This is a genomic window from Citrobacter cronae (genome assembly GCF_016893685.1).
Lineage (GTDB): Bacteria > Pseudomonadota > Gammaproteobacteria > Enterobacterales > Enterobacteriaceae > Citrobacter > Citrobacter werkmanii.
In genome coordinates, this window is record NZ_CP069763.1 from 4,946,742 (window position 1) to 4,965,628 (window position 18,887).

Annotated in this window: 21 protein-coding genes; 8 read left to right on the forward strand and 13 right to left on the reverse strand. The window is 54.6% G+C overall.

Features of this window, described 5'->3' with window-relative positions; translation table 11 throughout:
* Positions 1-214: 214 nt before the first annotated feature.
* Positions 215-331: a small toxic inner membrane protein TimP gene (gene timP, locus JSN25_RS22345; protein WP_253299609.1), complete on the forward strand. Its 117-nt coding sequence runs from the start codon at positions 215-217 to the stop codon at positions 329-331.
* A gap of 36 nt (positions 332-367) precedes the next feature.
* On the opposite strand, the gene sseB is transcribed toward timP, so the two are convergent.
* The 11 genes from sseB to trmJ all read right to left on the reverse strand — a co-directional run bounded on the left by sseB (position 368) and on the right by trmJ (position 9,045).
* Positions 368-1,144, reverse strand: coding sequence for an enhanced serine sensitivity protein SseB (sseB, locus tag JSN25_RS21400; RefSeq protein ID WP_204525337.1), 777 nt, complete (start codon positions 1,142-1,144; stop codon positions 368-370).
* A 70-nt stretch (positions 1,145-1,214) separates the two neighbouring features.
* Positions 1,215-2,498, reverse strand: a complete 1,284-nt coding sequence (gene pepB / locus JSN25_RS21405; protein ID WP_204525338.1) for an aminopeptidase PepB — start codon at positions 2,496-2,498, stop codon at positions 1,215-1,217.
* A 61-nt stretch (positions 2,499-2,559) separates the two neighbouring features.
* Complete coding sequence (iscX, locus tag JSN25_RS21410; protein ID WP_003037694.1) at positions 2,560-2,760, reverse strand: Fe-S cluster assembly protein IscX; 201 nt, start codon at positions 2,758-2,760, stop codon at positions 2,560-2,562.
* An 11-nt stretch (positions 2,761-2,771) separates the two neighbouring features.
* Complete coding sequence (gene fdx, locus JSN25_RS21415) at positions 2,772-3,107, reverse strand: ISC system 2Fe-2S type ferredoxin (protein ID WP_003037690.1); 336 nt, start codon at positions 3,105-3,107, stop codon at positions 2,772-2,774.
* A 1-nt stretch (position 3,108) separates the two neighbouring features.
* Positions 3,109-4,959 (reverse strand): Fe-S protein assembly chaperone HscA, encoded by a 1,851-nt coding sequence (gene hscA, locus JSN25_RS21420; RefSeq protein ID WP_137347047.1) that lies wholly within the window; start codon positions 4,957-4,959, stop codon positions 3,109-3,111.
* Positions 4,960-4,974: 15 nt separating this feature from the next.
* The gene (gene hscB, locus JSN25_RS21425; RefSeq protein ID WP_137347046.1) at positions 4,975-5,490 is read right to left on the reverse strand and encodes a co-chaperone HscB; all 516 of its coding nucleotides are present in this window, start codon (positions 5,488-5,490) and stop codon (positions 4,975-4,977) included.
* A 74-nt stretch (positions 5,491-5,564) separates the two neighbouring features.
* Positions 5,565-5,888, reverse strand: coding sequence for an iron-sulfur cluster assembly protein IscA (gene iscA / locus JSN25_RS21430; RefSeq protein WP_003037681.1), 324 nt, complete (start codon positions 5,886-5,888; stop codon positions 5,565-5,567).
* A gap of 20 nt (positions 5,889-5,908) precedes the next feature.
* Positions 5,909-6,295, reverse strand: a complete 387-nt coding sequence (iscU, locus tag JSN25_RS21435) for a Fe-S cluster assembly scaffold IscU (RefSeq protein ID WP_002913991.1) — start codon at positions 6,293-6,295, stop codon at positions 5,909-5,911.
* Between the two features lie 26 nt (positions 6,296-6,321).
* Positions 6,322-7,536 carry a cysteine desulfurase gene (iscS, locus tag JSN25_RS21440; protein WP_032939471.1) on the reverse strand — a complete coding sequence of 405 codons (1,215 nt, stop codon included), beginning with the start codon at positions 7,534-7,536 and terminating at the stop codon, positions 6,322-6,324.
* A gap of 112 nt (positions 7,537-7,648) precedes the next feature.
* Entirely contained in the window at positions 7,649-8,140 is a 492-nt protein-coding gene (gene iscR / locus JSN25_RS21445; RefSeq protein WP_003037674.1) for a Fe-S cluster assembly transcriptional regulator IscR, read from the reverse strand.
* 173 nt (positions 8,141-8,313) lie between these two features.
* Positions 8,314-9,045 (reverse strand): tRNA (cytosine(32)/uridine(32)-2'-O)-methyltransferase TrmJ, encoded by a 732-nt coding sequence (gene trmJ / locus JSN25_RS21450; RefSeq protein ID WP_069324453.1) that lies wholly within the window; start codon positions 9,043-9,045, stop codon positions 8,314-8,316.
* Between the two features lie 118 nt (positions 9,046-9,163).
* Here trmJ and suhB point away from each other — a divergent pair, with 118 nt between their 5' ends.
* Complete coding sequence (suhB, locus tag JSN25_RS21455) at positions 9,164-9,967, forward strand: inositol-1-monophosphatase (RefSeq protein WP_003835237.1); 804 nt, start codon at positions 9,164-9,166, stop codon at positions 9,965-9,967.
* 104 nt (positions 9,968-10,071) lie between these two features.
* On the opposite strand, the gene JSN25_RS21460 is transcribed toward suhB, so the two are convergent.
* Positions 10,072-11,052 (reverse strand): nickel/cobalt transporter, encoded by a 981-nt coding sequence (locus tag JSN25_RS21460; RefSeq protein WP_159121859.1) that lies wholly within the window; start codon positions 11,050-11,052, stop codon positions 10,072-10,074.
* On the reverse strand, positions 11,043-11,681 hold the full coding sequence (locus JSN25_RS21465; RefSeq protein WP_069324451.1) for a DUF1007 family protein: 639 nt from the start codon (positions 11,679-11,681) through the stop codon (positions 11,043-11,045). Before JSN25_RS21465 ends, JSN25_RS21460 begins: the two co-directional genes overlap by 10 nt.
* Positions 11,682-12,098: 417 nt before the next feature.
* On the opposite strand from JSN25_RS21465, the gene JSN25_RS21470 reads away from it, so the two are divergent.
* The 6 genes from JSN25_RS21470 (at position 12,099) to JSN25_RS21495 (ending at position 18,882) form a co-directional block, all read left to right on the forward strand.
* Positions 12,099-13,082: an autoinducer 2 ABC transporter substrate-binding protein gene (locus tag JSN25_RS21470; RefSeq protein WP_038642638.1), complete on the forward strand. Its 984-nt coding sequence runs from the start codon at positions 12,099-12,101 to the stop codon at positions 13,080-13,082.
* Between the two features lie 103 nt (positions 13,083-13,185).
* Entirely contained in the window at positions 13,186-14,694 is a 1,509-nt protein-coding gene (locus JSN25_RS21475) for a sugar ABC transporter ATP-binding protein (RefSeq protein WP_069324450.1), read from the forward strand.
* Entirely contained in the window at positions 14,687-15,676 is a 990-nt protein-coding gene (locus tag JSN25_RS21480; RefSeq protein ID WP_038642642.1) for an ABC transporter permease, read from the forward strand. Before JSN25_RS21475 ends, JSN25_RS21480 begins: the two co-directional genes overlap by 8 nt.
* 1 nt (position 15,677) lies before the next feature.
* A complete protein-coding gene (locus tag JSN25_RS21485) occupies positions 15,678-16,631 on the forward strand; it encodes an ABC transporter permease (RefSeq protein ID WP_038642644.1) in 954 nt (317 codons plus the stop codon).
* Positions 16,632-16,648: 17 nt separating this feature from the next.
* Positions 16,649-18,286, forward strand: a complete 1,638-nt coding sequence (locus tag JSN25_RS21490) for an FGGY-family carbohydrate kinase (RefSeq protein ID WP_085049317.1) — start codon at positions 16,649-16,651, stop codon at positions 18,284-18,286.
* Positions 18,283-18,882 carry a KpsF/GutQ family sugar-phosphate isomerase gene (locus JSN25_RS21495; protein ID WP_137347043.1) on the forward strand — a complete coding sequence of 200 codons (600 nt, stop codon included), beginning with the start codon at positions 18,283-18,285 and terminating at the stop codon, positions 18,880-18,882. Before JSN25_RS21490 ends, JSN25_RS21495 begins: the two co-directional genes overlap by 4 nt.
* Positions 18,883-18,887: the final 5 nt, after the last annotated feature.

The window sequence follows — 18,887 nt, forward strand, 5'->3', positions numbered from 1 at the left end:
CCTTTTAAGGGAGCTAAAGTCAAGTTAATTAGCTCGAAAACTATTCAACAATTGATGTATTATCCTGACCGGCCCTTTTCGCCGTCTCGCAAACGGGCACTGGCTTCAGGAAAGGATGTCCCATGGCCGTAAACGCGAGCACACCACAGTGCTTGCTATCACGGCATTATCGCCAGTGGTGCTGTCGTGATGCGGTCTTCGCATGGACCGCGCAATGAAGATACGATACTTCTGTATCGTGCTTGTTGTTTCTGGCGCGTTGTGTCTTCACGGGGAGCAGAGTTACTCAGGTAATTCTGCACGCGTGACGCTCAGCACCCAGGGCAAGTAAGCCTGGTAGCCGCCCTTCGGGGCGGCTTTCCTTCACTCAGATAATCCGGTTCTGTTTAAAGTCGCGCAGGAAGCCGCCCCAGCGGCGTTCGTAGAACGGTGCGATATGCTCGATGATAAAGTGGCTGACACCCTTCTCGCCTTTCTTCACCTGGCAAATATCAATCGGTTCATCGCCCGGCAATGTGTCGGTCGCGACGCTGCCCGCAGCGTGGATGATCTCTTCAATATCACCGTCAGCTTCAATCCCGATCAACAGGTTTGGCTGAGCTTCCGCACTTTCTTTGATTGAGCAGAGAAACGCGCGTTTTACCGGCTTGATGGTTTTAAACAGCGTGGTCAGCGAGTCGATCATCTGCGCTGGCGGTTCAGCGACTTCAGAGAGGATCAGCGATTCGCCGCCTTCCAGTACTTCCTGGGTGCTAAGCGGACTCCCCTCATCACCGATCAGCAGACTGATTTCACGCGGCATAAACTCTTTGCCGGTCGGCAACTTCGCGTTGAGAAACAGCGTTTCGCCGAGCGTCATTTCAAATAACGTACGCACCGGCATGACGACAAATGCTTGCTCATCTTCAACCGCCTGCTGCAGAGCCTCAAGGGAAGTAAAGAACGGGATCACGGTTGTGCCGTCTTCTTTTTCCCAGTGCTGAAGGTCGAGGGCGCTGTCTTCAACCACCGCCTCGCCTTCTGCAGCAGTACCCGGCACCCAGACGGTGGATTCAAGTAAAGTACGGAAAAATGCCGGTCGATGCGCAGGCTCTGTCGCCGCTTGTTCCAGCAACGTTTCTAATTCATTTTTTGTTTCGGACATAAGGATCACAAATTGGATGAATACATGTAGGCCGGATAAGCGTAGCGCCATCCGGCAATACAGTCATGAATTATGCGGTCAGCAGATTCGCGATAGCGCGCACACCCAGACCGGTTGCGCCCGCAGACCACTGCTCAACTGGCGCTTTGCGATAAGTTGCAGAGCAGTCGATGTGCAGCCAGCCTTGCTGGTAGTTTTCCACAAAATGAGACAGGAAGCCTGCTGCAGTGCTCGCACCCGCCGGATAGGCCGCACTGCCGGTGTTATTCAGCTCGGCAAAGTTAGACGGCAGTTGACTACGGTGGAACTCAGCCAACGGCAGACGCCAGAACGGCTCGTTTTCTTGTGCCGCGCTTGCCAGCAGACGGGCAGCCAGCTTGTCGTCAAAACTGAACAACGCGTGATAATCGTTACCCAGGGCGGTTTTCGCGGCGCCGGTCAGCGTAGCTGCATCAATAATCAGCTCCGGTTTTTGCGCGCTGGCGTCGATCAGACCATCCGCCAGCACCAGGCGTCCTTCCGCATCGGTATTCATCACTTCCACTTTTTTGCCGTTGCGATAGTGAATAATATCGCCCAGCTTAAAGGCGTTGCCGCTGATCAGGTTATCCGCGCAGCACAGGTACAGCTTCACACGCTTGTTCAGACCACGGGTGATGGCAAACGCCAGCGCGCCGGTAACCGTTGCCGCACCGCCCATATCGGACTTCATTGAGTCCATAAATGCGCTTTGCTTGATGCTGTAACCGCCGGAGTCAAAAGTAATGCCTTTGCCAACCAAACAGGCGTAAACCGGGGCTTCTTTGTCGCCAGTCGGGTTGTAGTCCAGCGCCAGCAGCACCGGAGGACGCTCAGAACCGCGCCCCACGGTATGCAGCCCCATGTAGTTCTGCTCACGCAGATCTTCGCCTTTGGTGATGCGGTAAGAGACGTTATCGCAGGCAACAGAGCACAGCAGGTCGACCGCGCGCTGCGCCAGTTGTTCCGGGCCCAGTTCTTCCGCCGGGGCATTAATGGTATCGCGCACCCAGTCAATAATCTTCAGACGGTTATCCAGCTCTTTGCGCTGTGCTTCGTCAAGGGTAGCCCACTCAACTTTGCGACTGCCTTTCGGTCCTTTATAACCCTGCCAGAAAGCCCAGCTGCGTTCGGTATCCCAGCCTTCACCGTCCAGTTGCACATGTTTAATACCCAGGCCATCGATTTTACGCGCGGCGCGCTGGATAAGGCCGAGGTCATCTTTTCCGTTCAGGTGCAGGGTAATGCCTTCATTATTAATGCTGTATGTTGCCTTTTCACCCCAGCGGGCATCGGCAGGTTGCGTGGAAAGCGTAATTTTCATGGCTTCTGTCATTTTATTTATCCTTATTTTCGCGCATACAGGAAAACGGGCCACCCGTGGGCAGCCCGTTGACTTATTCGGCTTCGTCCAGCCAGACCAGTAAAATGGCCTCAAGGATTTTTTCGTTCGATGCCTGTGGATCATCATCGAACTCTTCCAGGTCACAGATCCATTGGTGCAGATCGGTGAAACGAACGGTCTTGGGATCGAGATCGGGGAAGGCGTCGTACAGCGCTTCACCGATTTCACGGCTATCGGTCCACTTCAGTCCCATACTACCCTCTGTTAATGCTCACGTGCATGATTGATTGTGTAACGTGGGATTTCGACCACTAAATCGTCCTCGGTTACCCGCGCCTGACAGCTTAAACGGCTCTCCGGCTCCAGGCCCCAGGCTTTATCCAGCATGTCGTCTTCTTCTTCCGTGCTTTCCGGCAAAGAATCGAAACCTTCACGTACAATGCAGTGGCAGGTCGTGCAGGCACAGGATTTTTCACAGGCATGTTCAATCTCGATACCGTTACGCAGGGCAACGTCGAGAATGGTTTCGCCGGTCTCAGCTTCCAGAACTGCGCCATCAGGACAGAGATCCTGATGAGGCAAAATAACAATCTTTGGCATATTAAACCTCGTCCACGGAATGGCCTTTCAGCGCGCTACGGACGGATTTGTCCATGCGGCGAGCGGCGAATTCCTGGGTTTGTTTGTCTACGTTTTTAATGGCTTGTTCTATCGCGTCAACATCGTCACCCTGCGCAACCTCGCTCAAGTGCGCGGCGGCGGTGTCGATAGCCTGACGCTCTGCGGCGCTTAACAGCGCGGCATCAGCGTTCAGCGCACCGGATAAGCTTTCCAGTACACGTGCCGCTTCGACTTTCTGTTCTGCCAGCATACGGGCTTTGACGTCCTGCTCGGCAAAACTCATCGAATCCTGAATCATGGAGGCGATTTCACCGTCGGTCAGACCATAGGACGGTTTGACCTGAATGGAGGACTCAACGCCGGTGGATTTCTCCATAGCGGTGACGCTCAGCAGCCCATCGGCATCCACCTGAAAGGTCACACGGATATGCGCGCCGCCTGCTGGCAGCGCAGGAATACCGCGCAGCGCAAAGCGCGCCAGTGAACGACAGTCCTGCACCAGCTCACGCTCGCCTTGCATCACGTGGATGGACATCGCGGTCTGGCCGTCTTTAAAGGTGGTAAAGTCCTGCGCACGCGCCACCGGGATAGTGGTGTTACGCGGGATCACTTTCTCCACCAGACCGCCCATGGTTTCAAGGCCCAGGGACAGCGGAATGACGTCCAGCAGCAGCATTTCGCTGTCTGGTTTATTCCCGACCAGAATATCCGCCTGGATTGCCGCGCCGATAGCGACCACTTTATCCGGGTCGATAGAGGTCAGCGGCGTACGGCCAAAAAACTCACCAACGCGTTCACGTACCAGCGGCACGCGGGTTGAACCACCGACCATCACCACTTCCAACACATCTTGCGGCTCAACGCCCGCATCTTTCAGCGCGCGACGGCAGGCCAGCAGCGTACGCTTAACCAGTGCGGAAATAAGTTCATTGAAGGTTTCACGGGTGATTTCACCCTGCCATCCCGCCACGTTAACCGTTACAGAATCGGCGTCGCTGAGTGCAATTTTCGCCGCAATGGCGGCATCCAACAGTTCACGCTGTACGCGGTTGTCGCTGCGATCGGCAACCCCCGCCTGCTCGCGAATGTAATCGGCGAGCAGATGGTCAAAATCATCGCCGCCGAGCGCGGAATCACCGCCGGTCGCCAGCACTTCGAACACGCCGCGGCTCAGGCGCAGAATAGAAATATCAAAGGTACCGCCGCCAAGGTCATAGACTGCGATCACGCCTTCCTGACCGGAGTCCAGGCCATAAGCGATCGCCGCAGCGGTCGGCTCATTCAGCAGACGTAATACGTGCAGACCAGCCAGGCGCGCGGCGTCTTTGGTTCCCTGACGCTGTGCATCGTCAAAATATGCCGGAACGGTGATCACGACGCCGTCCAGTTCACCGGACAGCGATTCGGTTGCCCGCGCGGCCAGCGCTTTCAAAATGTCAGCAGATACGCGCACCGGATTAAGTAAACCGGCAGCGGTTTCAATCATCGGCAGGCCGTTTTCACTGGCCTGAAACGTATAAGGCTGATGCGGATAGCGCACCTGGATATCCGCCAGAGAGCGGCCCATCATGCGTTTTACCGAACTCACGGTATTGGTCGGGTCAAGCGCGGCATTGGCGCGGGCATCGTAACCGACAGAGTAGCCCTGCGGCTGATAGTGAACCACTGACGGCAACAGGTGGCGACCCTCATGGTCTGCCAGCGTTTCGGCCTGGCCGCTGCGTACGGTTGCAACCAGGGAGTTGGTAGTGCCTAAATCGATACCTACCGCCAGACGACGCTGGTGCGGCGCGGCGCTCAGACCAGGCTCACTAATTTGTAATAAGGCCATTTTCGCTTCCGGAAATTAAAAATCGAGCAGTTTTTCTTCGAGTTGTTCTGCACTGCTTCGCAGTTTATCGAGAAAACGCAGCTTACGCACGGTATCCGCCGCCGCGTCCCACATCTCGTTATCCAGCTGTTCAACCATCAGTTGATGGCGACTTTCAAACATTTTTTTCACGCGCTGGATAAAACTTTCCAGTCGCGATTCGTCTTTCGTCTGCCCGATCTCGTCAAGCTCTTCTCGCAGTTCCAGTTGCTCCATCAGGAACGCGGTATCACGCACCGTGTGCTGCTCATTGCGAATATCAAAACCGTGTAAAGACAATAAGTATTCGGCGCGCATCAAGGGATGACGCAGCGTTTGCCAGGCCTGGTTGATAGTGGCGGACTGCGAAACCGCAGCAAGTTGTTCCGCCTGAGAACCGCTGGCGAATTTATCAGGATGATACTGACGTTGGAGATCCTGAAAACGGATCGTCAGGGCCTGGAGATCAATAGGATATTGAGCGGGTAATCCGAAGAGAGTGAAGTAATCCATAACTATCTCAGGGGTAGCCTGTTAGAACAAACCCCACACGTAAAATCATGCGTGTGGGGTTATCGGTGAGCGCGTTATACGTGGAAGCTTTCGCCGCATCCACATTCGTCTTTCACGTTCGGGTTAGTGAACTTAAACCCTTCGTTCAGACCTTCTTTGACGAAGTCTAACTGCGTACCGTCGAGAAATTGCAGGCTCTTACCGTCGACCACAACTTTAACGCCTTTGTCTTCAAACACGGTATCTTCAGCCGCCGGCTCGTCAACAAATTCCAGTACATAGGCCATACCTGAGCAGCCGGAGGTTCTCACGCCCAGACGCAGGCCAAACCCCTTACCGCGGTTCGCCAGGAAGGTATTTACACGCGCTGCTGCACTGTCGCTTAAGGTAATCGACATAATAAAACCTCAACTCTTAATTATTTTGCTTCACGTTTGCTTTTGTAATCCGCAATCGCGGCTTTAATCGCGTCTTCAGCCAGGATAGAGCAGTGAATTTTCACCGGTGGCAGTTCAAGCTCGTCGGCGATATCGGTGTTTTTAATCGCCTGTGCTTCGTCCAGCGATTTCCCTTTTACCCATTCGGTAACCAGAGAGCTGGAGGCAATGGCGGAACCGCAGCCGTAAGTCTTGAAACGCGCGTCTTCAATGATACCCTCATTGTTGACTTTGATCTGCAACTTCATCACGTCGCCACAGGCCGGTGCGCCGACCATGCCGCTACCCACGTTCTCGTCGCTGTTGTCAAAAGAGCCCACGTTACGTGGATTCTCATAGTGATCGATAACTTTTTCGCTGTAAGCCATGTTGAATTCTCCTTATTGGTGCCGAATTAGTGATGTGACCATTCAATACTGTTCAAGTCCACGCCCTGTTTGAACATTTCCCACAGCGGAGAAAGGTCGCGCAGACGGCCAATGGAGTTGCGAACCAGATTGATGGCATAGTCAATCTCTTCTTCGGTAGTGAAACGACCTAAAGAGAAACGAATTGAGCTGTGTGCCAGCTCGTCGGTCATACCCAGCGCGCGCAGCACATAGGATGGCTCCAGGCTTGCTGAAGTACATGCAGAACCGGAGGATACCGCCAGGTCTTTCAGCGCCATAATCAGCGACTCGCCTTCAACAAAGTTGAAGCTGACGTTGAGAATGTTCGGCGCGCCCTGTTCGAGATCGCCGTTCAGGTACACTTCTTCCATGTCCTTCACGCCGTTCCACAGACGGTTACGCAGACTGCGCAGACGCGCCATCTCGGTTTCCATCTCTTCTTTCGCGATACGGTACGCTTCACCCATGCCAACGATCTGGTGGACAGGCAAAGTACCGGAACGCATGCCGCGCTCGTGACCGCCGCCGTGCATCTGCGCTTCGATACGAATACGCGGTTTACGACGCACGTACAGCGCGCCGATACCTTTCGGACCATAGATTTTGTGGCCGGAGAAGGACATCAGGTCAACTTTCAGTTGGCTCAGGTCGATAGGCAGTTTGCCCACGCTCTGAGTGGCGTCAACGTGATAGATGATGCCGCGCGCACGGCACATTTCACCGATAGTCGCGATATCCTGCACCACGCCGATTTCGTTGTTCACGTGCATGATGGACACGAGGATAGTGTCGTCACGCATTGCCGCTTCAAGTTCTTTCAGATCGATAATACCGTTACGCTGTGGGGCGAGGTAAGTGACTTCAAACCCTTCGCGCTCCAGCTGACGGCAGGTATCCAGCACGGCTTTGTGTTCGGTTTTGCTGGTGATGATGTGCTTGCCTTTTTTCTGATAAAAGTTGGCTGCACCTTTAATCGCCAGGTTATCGGATTCCGTCGCACCGGAGGTAAAGACGATTTCACGCGGATCGGCACCGACCAGCTCAGCGATCTGATTACGGGCGATATCTACCGCCTCTTCAGCATGCCAGCCAAAACGGTGTGAACGGGAAGCTGGGTTACCAAAGTTTCCGTCCAGGGTCAGACACTGCATCATTTTCTCGGCAACACGCGGGTCCACCGGCGTGGTTGCGGAGTAATCGAGATAGATCGGTAATTTCATTGCTCTATAAACTCCGTACATCGCTTCAATGCAAGGAACCAGGCAACCGGCTGGATGTACGACCGAGTTAACGGGGCATTTAACACCCCGGCCTGATTCTAAAATACTTTTATTATGCGCGTAACTTAACGTCGATCGCGTCTTGAGCACGATTAGTGCGTGGAGCGTCATGCGTGTGCTGGCGACCAGACACATCCAGGACTTCCTGATTATTCACCAGTTCGCCCAACGTAATGTTGTTGAGGAACCCGGTCAGACGATCGCTCAGATCGCGCCACAGCGCATGGGTCAGGCATTTATCGCCGCCCTGACAACCGCCTTTGCCCTGGCAACGGGTCGCATCTACAGACTCGTCGACAGCGCTAATGACTTCACCTACTGCGATGCTGCCGGCATCTTTACCCAGCAGATACCCGCCGCCTGGTCCACGTACGCTTGAAACCAGACCGTTTTTACGCAAACGGGAAAACAGCTGCTCCAGATATGACAGGGAAATTCCCTGACGTTCAGAAATATCAGCCAACGGTACCGGGCCCGTTTCTGAGTTGAGCGCAACGTCCAACATTGCGGTCACGGCATAACGCCCTTTTGATGTCAGTCTCATGTCTTACTTAGCCTCAAACTCGCCCCTGCCCGGGGTTTTTTATTGTAAAATGGGGGTATTGCATAGCAGGGGCAAGTCTGACATTCCCGACTAAATCAGTCAACTATTTACTTGACTAATTTAGTCAGGTATTTAACCTTCAGTGCCGTTTTCACTTGCAGGAGGCGTTTCGCTTACTTGCCTTTATTCTGCTGTTCGATAGATGCCAGAATCCCGCGCAGGATATTCAGCTCCTGACTCTCAGGACGCGCACGCGTAAACAGACGGCGCAGCTTGTTCATCACTTGTCCCGGATGGCCTTCGCGAATAAACCCGGTCGACAGCAGCGTTTGTTCCAGATGACCGTAAAAACGCTCTAAATCATCCACCAGCGGATACTCAGCTTCTTCGTATTCGACGCTCTTATCACCTTCCTGCGTCGCCAGCCAGGCCATGCGGACTTCATAAGAGATAACCTGCACCGCCATCGCCAGGTTGAGCGAACTGTATTCCGGGTTCGCAGCAATGGCGACGTGATAATGGCATTTTTGCAGTTCTTCGTTGGTCAGGCCAACGCGTTCACGACCAAATACCAGCGCCACCGGCGTATTCGCCGCTTCAGACACGCTTTTTAAGCCGCATTCGCGCGGGTCCAGCATCGGCCACGGCAACGTACGGGAACGCGCGCTGGTGCCTACTACCAGACTACAACCCGCCAGCGCTTCATCGAGGGTATCGACGATCTGCGCGCTGCCGATCACATCGCTGGCGCCTGCCGCCAGGGCGATGGCCTGCGAGTCCGGTTTGACCAGTGGATTAACCAGCCACAGATTGGTTAAACCCATGGTTTTCATTGCGCGGGCCACAGAGCCCATGTTGCCAGTGTGAGAGGTTTCCACCAGCACAATTCGAATATTTTGCAGCATTGTATTTCTTCGGCTAAAGATTATTCGGGCATATTATCATAAAACGAAGACATATTCCGAACTCGCTGCTATACTCTGCGCCGTTTTCCCGTTCTTTAACATCCAGTGAGAGAGACCGATGCATCCGATGCTGACCATCGCCGTGCGCGCAGCGCGCAAGGCGGGTAATGTAATTGCCAAACACTACGAAACCCCAGACTCTGTAGAAACCAGCCAGAAAGGCAGCAATGATTTCGTGACTAACGTCGATAAAGCCGCCGAAGCGATTATTATCGAAACGATTCGCAAATCTTACCCACAGCACACCATCATCACCGAAGAAAGCGGTGAACATGTTGGTGAAGATTTGGATGTTCAATGGGTTATCGATCCACTGGATGGCACCACCAACTTCGTAAAACGCCTGCCGCACTTCGCGGTATCTATCGCAGTACGCATTAAAGGCCGTACTGAGGTTGCCGTTGTTTACGATCCAATGCGTAATGAACTGTTCACCGCAACCCGCGGTCAGGGCGCGCAGCTTAACGGTTACCGTCTGCGTGGCAGCACGGCTCGCGATCTGGACGGCACCATCATTGCCACCGGCTTCCCGTTCAAAGCGAAACAACACGCCGCTTCTTACATGAAAATCCTTGGCAACATGTTTACCGAATGCGCTGACTTCCGCCGTACCGGTTCTGCCGCGCTGGATCTGGCCTACGTTGCCGCAGCCCGCGTTGACGGTTATTTCGAAATTGGTCTGCGCCCGTGGGATTTCGCCGCAGGCGAGCTGATAGCGCGTGAAGCTGGCGCCCTGGTGTGCGACTTCACCGGCGGCCATAACTACATGGCGACCGGCAACATCGTTGCAGGTAACCCGCGCGTAGTGAAAGCCATGCTGGCTAACATGCGTGACGAACTGAGCGACGCGCTGAAGCGCTAATCGTTTGATGCCGGATGGCGGCTAGCGCCTGATCCGGCCTACCAGGGAAGTTCCCCGTAGGCCTGATAAGCGAAGCGCCATCAGGCATTCATCCTACAACAGTGCTAAAACGGTCTTATCCCTCGCCCCACCGGCACCGCGCTCATCCACATCACCACCGCTGCCGCAATTAATACCGTGCCCCCGGCTAACGCCAGCGTCGTCCAGCCAATCTGTCGCCACAGCACCGGCGCTTTATGCCCGCTAAGTCTCACCGCCAGCGTGCGGAAACTGTGTACCAATAAAGCCAGTGACGTAATCGTCAAAGAGGTGCCCGCCGCCATGGCCAGCGCCGACGCCATGCCCCAGCTAAAGACGCCAATCACTTTGCTGAACAGCAGCACCATGATGGCCCCGGAGCATGGGCGCATCCCCATAGACAGAATAATCATCAGCCGGGCGCGCCAGTCATCACCGCTTTGCACCTGTTCAGGGTTCGGCAGATGCTGATGCCCGCAGCCACAGCCGTCGTGATGCACATGGCGCGGCGTGAAGGCGGTAAACGTTGGCCGCTTTAGCAATAAGCGCAGTTTTTTCAGCGCCCGCCAGCACAGCAGCAGGCCTAACACGCCCACCAGCACATAGCTCCCTCTCTCCAGCCAGAAGCTGCTCATATGCAGTTGCCGCGCAGGCAACTGCAAGACGGTGAGCACGATAACGACCAGACCAATCGCGACCAGTCCTTGTAATAAAGACGACGCCAGCGTCAGGCCGATACTGGATTTGAGTTTTGACGGGTGCGTCGCAAGCCAGGTAGTAATCACCACTTTTCCATGTCCCGGCCCCAGCGCATGCAGAACGCCGTAGAGAAAACTAAACAGTAGCAGCGATCCCCCTGCCTGGGTCGGACTGGCAGCAACCGCTTTCAACAATCCGCTCATCTGTTGGTTTACTTCGCGCTGCCAGACGATGCTTTTCATCATCACCTGCGGCCAGGCCAGCCATAGCCACAGTATGCCGCCTGCCGCCAGCAGCAAAAATAGCGCCAGCGGCCACAGCGTGAGCCAGCGACGTCCGGTGGGTCGTGGTTGATAAACTACTGACATTGCAGCGTTACCGTTTGTGCGAACTGTTTACCCAACTCCATATCCTCCGGCGGGGCGTCTTCTTTATCCAGCGACTGCGCAAAGATCAGCGTTTGTTCATTCGGCGTCGGGGTGTGTACTGAAATACGGCATTGCTGGCTGATCGCCTGCGACAGCCGGGCATCGCTATCCTGGTCATAGCTCATGTCCACATAGTAGGTCGGATCGAAGGTTGAAATGGTATATTTTTGACCACTCAGCGGCTGTGGTTCAGCTAAGGGTAGAACGAACGTCAGCACCGCCTGATGTTCCTCACGTTCCATGCCGTATTCCGTCGGCCTGTTTTTAAACTTTACCTTTTGCCCTTCATGCCACACTTCAGTGAAATAATGCTGCCCAAGCACATTCGCCATCACTTCCGCCGCCAGTTTTTTCCAGATCTCCGAGCCAGGTTTAGCATTCCCCGCATCGTAAAGCAGATCTGCCGAGGTGATTTCATCCATCGTCCAGCGCATTTTCAGCGCCACGAACTGATTATTCTCGCTCACTATCTCGGTTTTCAAATGGATAAAGCTGTGGGGATGCGCACCTGCGCCAAAGGACAGGACAGCAAGAAACAACGTTACAATGATGTGCTTAACACGCTGCATGACTTCTCCACGATAAAAATCCAGGCCGCCAGAAATAATGGTGTGTTTGGCGAAAGAGTGCTGAGGATAACATTGAACGAAAAAATGTTGAGCCCCCTTTTCCGATATCGATTCAGTTCTCAATTTCGACAATTCTTTCTCCAGCAACACCCGTCTGAATCCCTTTTCGTCGCCACAACTTATGCAAAATGATAATAAATTGTTAATTAAAAGTTTTATTTTAATTATTTATTAACAATAATTTTGCTGGTATGGATATAAAATCCCATGAATTTAACCAATATTTAACCAATATTTTTCTTTAAATTTACAATAACGGACATAGATCACATTCACAGAACTTATGATTCATTCCCTCTTCCATTCGTAGTTAACTTCACCCCGTGACATGTCCTGCCCCCTACGAAAGGTACAACTATGAAATTCAAACTCGCATTACTCAGTGCAACCCTGGTTTCTGCATGCATGTTGTCCGGCACGTCCTTTGCGGCGGAAAAATATGAAATTGCTGTGGTTGCCAAAGTCACCGGGATTCCGTGGTTTAACCGGATGGAAACCGGCGTTAATGAAGCAGCAAAAAAACTGGATGTGAATGCTTACCAGACCGGGCCTTCCACGCCGGATCCGGCTCAACAGGTGAAAGTCATTGAGGATCTGATCGCCAAAAACGTTAACGCGATCATCGTGGTGCCGAATGATGCCAAGGTCCTTGAGCCGGTGCTGAAAAAAGCGCGCGATAAAGGCATCGTGGTGCTGACGCACGAATCCCCGGACGAGCAGATTGGTCAATGGGATATTGAAACCATCGACAGTGAAAAATATGCGCAGGCTAACGTCGATGAATTAGCGAAAAGTATGGGCGGTAAAGGGGGTTATGCCATCTATGTCGGTTCGCTGACGGTACCGTTGCATAACGCGTGGGCCGATTTTGCGATTAAGTACCAAAAAGAAAAATATCCCGAAATGTTCGAGGTCACTTCACGTCTGCCGGTCGCGGAAAGCATCGATAAATCCTACGCCACCACGCTGGACCTGATGAAAACCTATCCGCAGATGAAGGGCATTATCGGCTTCGGCTCGCTGGGTCCAATCGGTGCGGGTCAGGCGGTGCAGAAAAAACGCGCCAAAGATAAAATCGCCGTCGTCGGGATCGCCATGCCAGCACAGGCTGCGCCGTACCTGATGCGCGGCGATATCAAAAAAGCGCTGCTGTGGGATCCAAAAGACGCGGGATACGCGCTGGTAACGGTGGCCGATCAACTGTTGCAGGGTAAAGAAGTGAACGCCGATTTGAGTATTGATGGTTTAGGGAAAGCCGATATCGACACGGAGAAGAAAGTGATCCGCTTTAACAAGATCCTCGAAGTCACCAAAGACAACGCACAATCACTCGGTTTCTAAGGCTTTAGCCGACACCAGGGAACCTTAACGCCGACCGTCTGGTCGGCGCTATCAACCAAACTAACACTTAGCGTCCATGCGGACGTGCGCAGGGGTATTGTCCATGACAGACACCACCGCATTTATCACTCTTGAGAATATCAGCAAACAATTCCCGGGCGTGCTGGCGCTGGATAACGTGAATCTGACGCTGAGAAAAGGCGAAGTTCACTGTCTGGCGGGTCAAAACGGCTGTGGTAAAAGCACCATTATTAAAGTGATCTCTGGGGTGTATCATCCGGAAAAAGGCGCGCAGATTTTACTCGATGGTAAATTATTCCATCACCTGACGCCGCAGCTTTCTTCCCATTATGGTATTCAGGTTATTTATCAGGACCTGTCGTTATTCCCTAACTTTAGCGTCGCTGAAAATATCGCGGTCAACCGCTATCTGCCCGGTGGCGATATCTGGGTACGCCGTGGCGCGATGAAACAGCAGGCGCTGGCCGCCATGAAACGCATCGGCGTGAACATCGATCCCGATAAAAAAGTCGAAAAACTGTCGATTGCCGACCGGCAACTGGTCGCTATTTGCCGCGCTATTGCCGCCGATGCGCGTCTGGTGATTATGGATGAACCCACCGCTTCGTTAACCCGCCAGGAGGTCAATGGTCTGCTGCGGGTCGTCAACGAACTGAAAGCGGCCGGGATTTGCGTGGTGTTTGTCAGCCACCGTCTGGATGAAGTGATGGAAGTGGCTGACCGTATCAGCGTGATGCGCGACGGCAAACTGGTGGGAACATACCCAGCCAGCGAACTCGACAGTCACGAACTGGCCTTCCTGATGACCGGACAACGCTTCCACTACAGCCCGCTGCCGGAAAGACCCGCTATTGAGCAAGAGCCGCTGCTCGAGCTACGCAACCTCAGCCGCCGGGGGAAATACCAGAACATCAATTTATCGCTACATAGCGGTGAGATTGTCTCCATTGTCGGTCTGCTGGGTGCCGGTCGCACCGAGCTTTGCCTCAGTTTGTTCGGCATGACCCATCCGGAAAGCGGCGAAATGCGCATTAACGGTCAGCCGGTTACTCTGCGCAATAACCATGACGCCATCAAACACGGGATCGGCTATGTCTCAGAAGATCGCCTGACGCAGGGGTTGATCATGGAGCAGTCGATCTATGACAACACCATCGTCACGGTGTTTGACCAACTGCATACCGGCAGCGGTCTGCTCGATCATCGTAAAGCGCAAAAGCTGGTCGCCGATTTGATCCGTGAGTTGAACATTAAAGTCTCCGATCCGCATCTGCCGGTCAAAACGCTCTCCGGCGGTAATGCCCAACGCATTGCCATTGCCAAATGGGTGGCAACCCATCCGCGCATCCTGATCCTCGACTCCCCTACCGTCGGCGTGGATATCGCCAACAAAGAGGGGATTTACCAGATAGCCCGCGATCTGGCGGAACAGGGAATGGCGGTACTAATGATTTGCGATGAAATCCCGGAAGCGTATTACAACAGCCATCGTGTGCTGGTGATGCGCCGCGGCAAACTGGTGGCGGAATTTAATCCTCATCACTGCCGTGAAGAGGAGATTGCTGAAGTGGTCGAGGTAATCAATGAATAGTCTGCGTCTCTCCCGTTTAATCGGGCAACATGAATTCTGGCTGGGCCTGCTGGTCGTGGCGCTCGCCGTCGGGCTGAGCGTCAGTACCGATGAGTTCCTGTCGCTGGGCAATCTCACAGATGTCGCCACCAGTTACGCGATTCTCGGCATTCTCGCCTGCGGGCTGTTTGTGGTGCTGATTTCCGGCGGGATCGACATCTCATTTCCGGCGATGACCGCGATTGCCCAGTATGCGATGGCCAGTTGGGTGATCGCTCACGGCGGCAACTTCATATTGGCTTTAACCATCGCAATGGCGGTAGGTCTGCTGCTTGGGCTGATTAATGGCTTCCTGGTGTACTGGCTGCGCGTTCCGGCGATCATCATTACCATCGCCACGCTAAACGTCTACTACGGCCTGCTGGTTTATGCCACCAAGGGTACCTGGCTGTACGGCTTCCCGGACTGGTTTATGAACGGTATCAACTGGTTGTCGTTCACCGCGACAGACGGCTACGACTACGGTTTAACCCTGCCCCTGCTGTGCCTGGCGGCGGTGATCATCTTTACCGCCGTGCTGATGAACTATACCCGTCTTGGCCGTCAGGTTTACGCCATGGGCGGCAACCGCGACGCGGCCTCGCGCCTGGGGCTGAATTTGCTGAAGCTGCATTTCTACGTCTATGGCTATATGGGCATTCTGGCAGGCGTTGCCGCCGTGGTTCAGGCGCAAATCACCCAGTCTGTTGCCCCCAATTCCCTGCTCGGCTTTGAGTTAACGGTGCTGGCGGCGGTCGTGCTCGGCGGCACCAGCATGAGCGGCGGGCGCGGTACGTTAACCGGAACGCTACTGGGTGTTGTGCTGCTGGCGTTCTTGCAAAATGGTCTGACGCTGCTGAGCGTCTCCTCTTACTGGCACACCGTGTTCAGCGGCGCCATTATCCTGGTCAGCATTAGCGCCACGGCCTGGAACGAAAAACGTAAACTGGCAAGGGAGCTTTGAGATGAAAACAATCGCCAGATTTTTACCCGGTGATGCCATCATTCGTCTGCAATGCGTCATTATTGTGGTCGTCGCCCTGGTCTTCTCGGCCCTGCTCGGCAGCCGTTTTTTCAGCGTCGCTAACTTCCAGTCGATCGGCTCGCAGTTGCCAATCCTCGGCATGCTGGCCCTCGGGATGGGTATGACCATGCTGACCGGCGGCATTAACCTGTCGATTATTGCCGGTGCGAACGCCTGCTCGCTGGTGATGGCGGCGATTATCGTCACCCACCCGGATAACCCGCTGTTTCTGGCGCTGGCGTTGATTGCAGGCGCAGCGGTGGCGGTGGCTATCGGCACGCTCAACGGCGCTTTAATTGCCTGGGTCGGCGTCTCGCCTATTCTCGCCACCCTCGGCACGATGACGCTGATCTCCGGGCTGAATATTTTGCTCTCCAACGGGACGGTGATTTCCGGCTTCCCGACCGCCATTCAATACCTTGGTAACGCGACGATTGCCGGTATTCCGGTGGCACTGCTGCTCTTTTTCCTCGTGGCAATCCTGCTGTGGGTGCTGCTGGAGCACACCACGCTTGGGCGCAGCCTGTATCTCGTCGGTTCCAATGAGCAGGCTACCCGCTACAGCGGTGTGAATACCGTACGGGTACAAATTTCGGTGTACGTTATTTCTGCCCTGCTCGGCTGGGTCGCCGCCATTCTGATGATGGCGAAATTCAACTCGGCAAAAGCCGGATACGGTGAATCCTACCTGCTGGTCACCATCCTTGCCTCCGTGCTCGGCGGTATCAATCCGGACGGCGGCTTCGGACGCATTATCGGCCTGGTACTGGCGCTGATTGTGCTGCAAATGCTGGAAAGCGGCCTTAACTTGCTGGGGGTCAGCAGCTATCTGACGATGGCGCTGTGGGGCGCGGTGCTGATCCTCTTTATCGCATTACAGAATCGTAAAGCCTGATTTCAGGAGAAAAAATTATGGCAAGTTACTTTATTGGTGTGGATGTCGGAACCGGAAGCGCCCGCGCTGGCGTGTTTGATCTCAACGGCAGAATGGTCGGTCAGGCCAGTCGGACCATCGAAATTTACCGTCCGCAGGCCGATTTTGTTGAGCAGTCTTCCGATAACATCTGGCAGGCTGTGTGTAACGCGGTACGCGATGCGATTAACCAGTCGGATATCAATCCTATCCAGGTGAAAGGTCTGGGCTTCGACGCCACCTGTTCATTGGTGGTGCTGGATAAAGAAGGCAACCCGCTGACCATCAGCCCTTCCGGGCGTAGTGAACAGAACATTATTGTATGGATGGACCACCGCGCCATTACTCAGGCCGATCGCATTAACGCCCTGCATCATCGGGTGCTGGACTATGTGGGCGGTATTATCTCCCCGGAAATGCAAACGCCAAAACTGCTGTGGCTGAAGCAGCATATGCCCAATACCTGGGCTAACGCCGGTTACTACTTTGACCTGCCTGATTTCCTCACCTGGCGGGCAACGGGCGATGACACGCGCTCATTGTGCTCGACGGTGTGTAAATGGACCTATATGGGTCATGAAGATAAATGGGATGCCAGCTATTTCCGCCAGATTGGGCTGGAAGATTTGCTGGAGCACGATGCCGCCAAAATTGGCCGTTACGTGAAGACCATGGGCGAACCGCTCGGCCATGGGCTGTCAGCGCGCGCCGCCAGCGAAATGGGACTCATCCCCGGCACCGCGGTCAGCGTATCAATTATTGATGCCCACGCCGGTACGCTCGGCACGCTCGGCGCCAGCGGCGTTTCTGGCGAGGTGCCGGATTTCGACCGTCGTATCGCACTGATTGGCGGTACCTCCACCGGACACATGGCGATTTCCAAAGAGCCGCGTTTTATCGGCGGCGTCTGGGGGCCTTACTACTCTGCCGTGTTACCGGAATACTGGCTCAACGAAGGCGGACAGTCGGCTACGGGGGCGTTAATCGACCACGTAATTCAGTCGCATCCGTGCTACGACACCCTACTGGCGCAGGCTAAGTCCCAAGGGCAGACCATTTATGAAGTGCTGAATGCGTTGCTGCGTAAAATGGCCGGTGAGCCGGAAGATATCGCCTTCCTGACCCGCGATATGCATATCCTGCCCTATTTCCACGGCAACCGCTCGCCGCGCGCCAACCCAACGCTTACGGGTGCAATCACCGGACTTAAGCTGTCGCGCACGCCGGAAGATATGGCGCGACAGTATCTGGCGACCATCCAGGCCATTGCCCTCGGTACCCGGCATATTATTGAAACGATGAATCAAAGCGGCTACACCATCGATACGATTATGGCCAGCGGCGGCGGCACGAAAAACCCGATCTTCGTTCAGGAGCATGCCAACGCCACTGGCTGCGCGATGCTATTGCCGGAAGAGAGTGAAGCCATGCTGCTGGGCGGCGCCATGATGGGAACCATCGCCGCAGGCGTTTTTGACTCCTTCCCGGAAGCGATGTCGGCGATGAGCCGGATTGGTAAAACGGTCACCCCGCAAACCAACCGTATTAAGCAGTACTACGATCGCAAATATCGGGTATTCCACGAGATGTATCAGGATCATATGAAATATCGCCAGTTGATGCAGGAGGAGGCATGAGTAATTCATGGTCTCAAGCCACCGGCGTATTCCAGATCTACAGCGATGCCCTTGCGGGACTGGGACAGCATCTGACTGAGCCGGTCTGGCAGTCGCTGATGGCGGAACTGCGCGGATGCCAGGGGAAAATCGTCGTTACCGGCGTCGGTACCTCCGGCATTGCGGCGCGTAAAGTCGCGCATATGCTCGCCTGCGTGGAGCGCCCGGCGATTTATCTCAATGCCACCGATGCGGCGCACGGCGATCTGGGTTTTTTACGCGCCGACGACCTGGTTATTATGCTGTCGCGCGGTGGCAATTCGGATGAACTTACCCGGCTGCTGCCTGGGCTGGCGGCGAGAAATGTGCCGATCCTGAGCGTGACGGAAAACGCCGATTCAGCCATCGCTAAAGCGTCGAGGCTGGTGATTTCCACCGGCGTACAGCGTGAGGCCGACCCGCTGAACATGCTGGCGACGACCTCAATTCTGCTGGTTCTGGCTATCTTTGACGCCGCCTGCGCCTGTCTGATGAGTGAAAGCGGCTACTCAAAGGAGACGCTGCTGGCGGTGCATCCCGGCGGCGATGTGGGATTAACGCTGAGCCGTGGGCAGTAACGGCA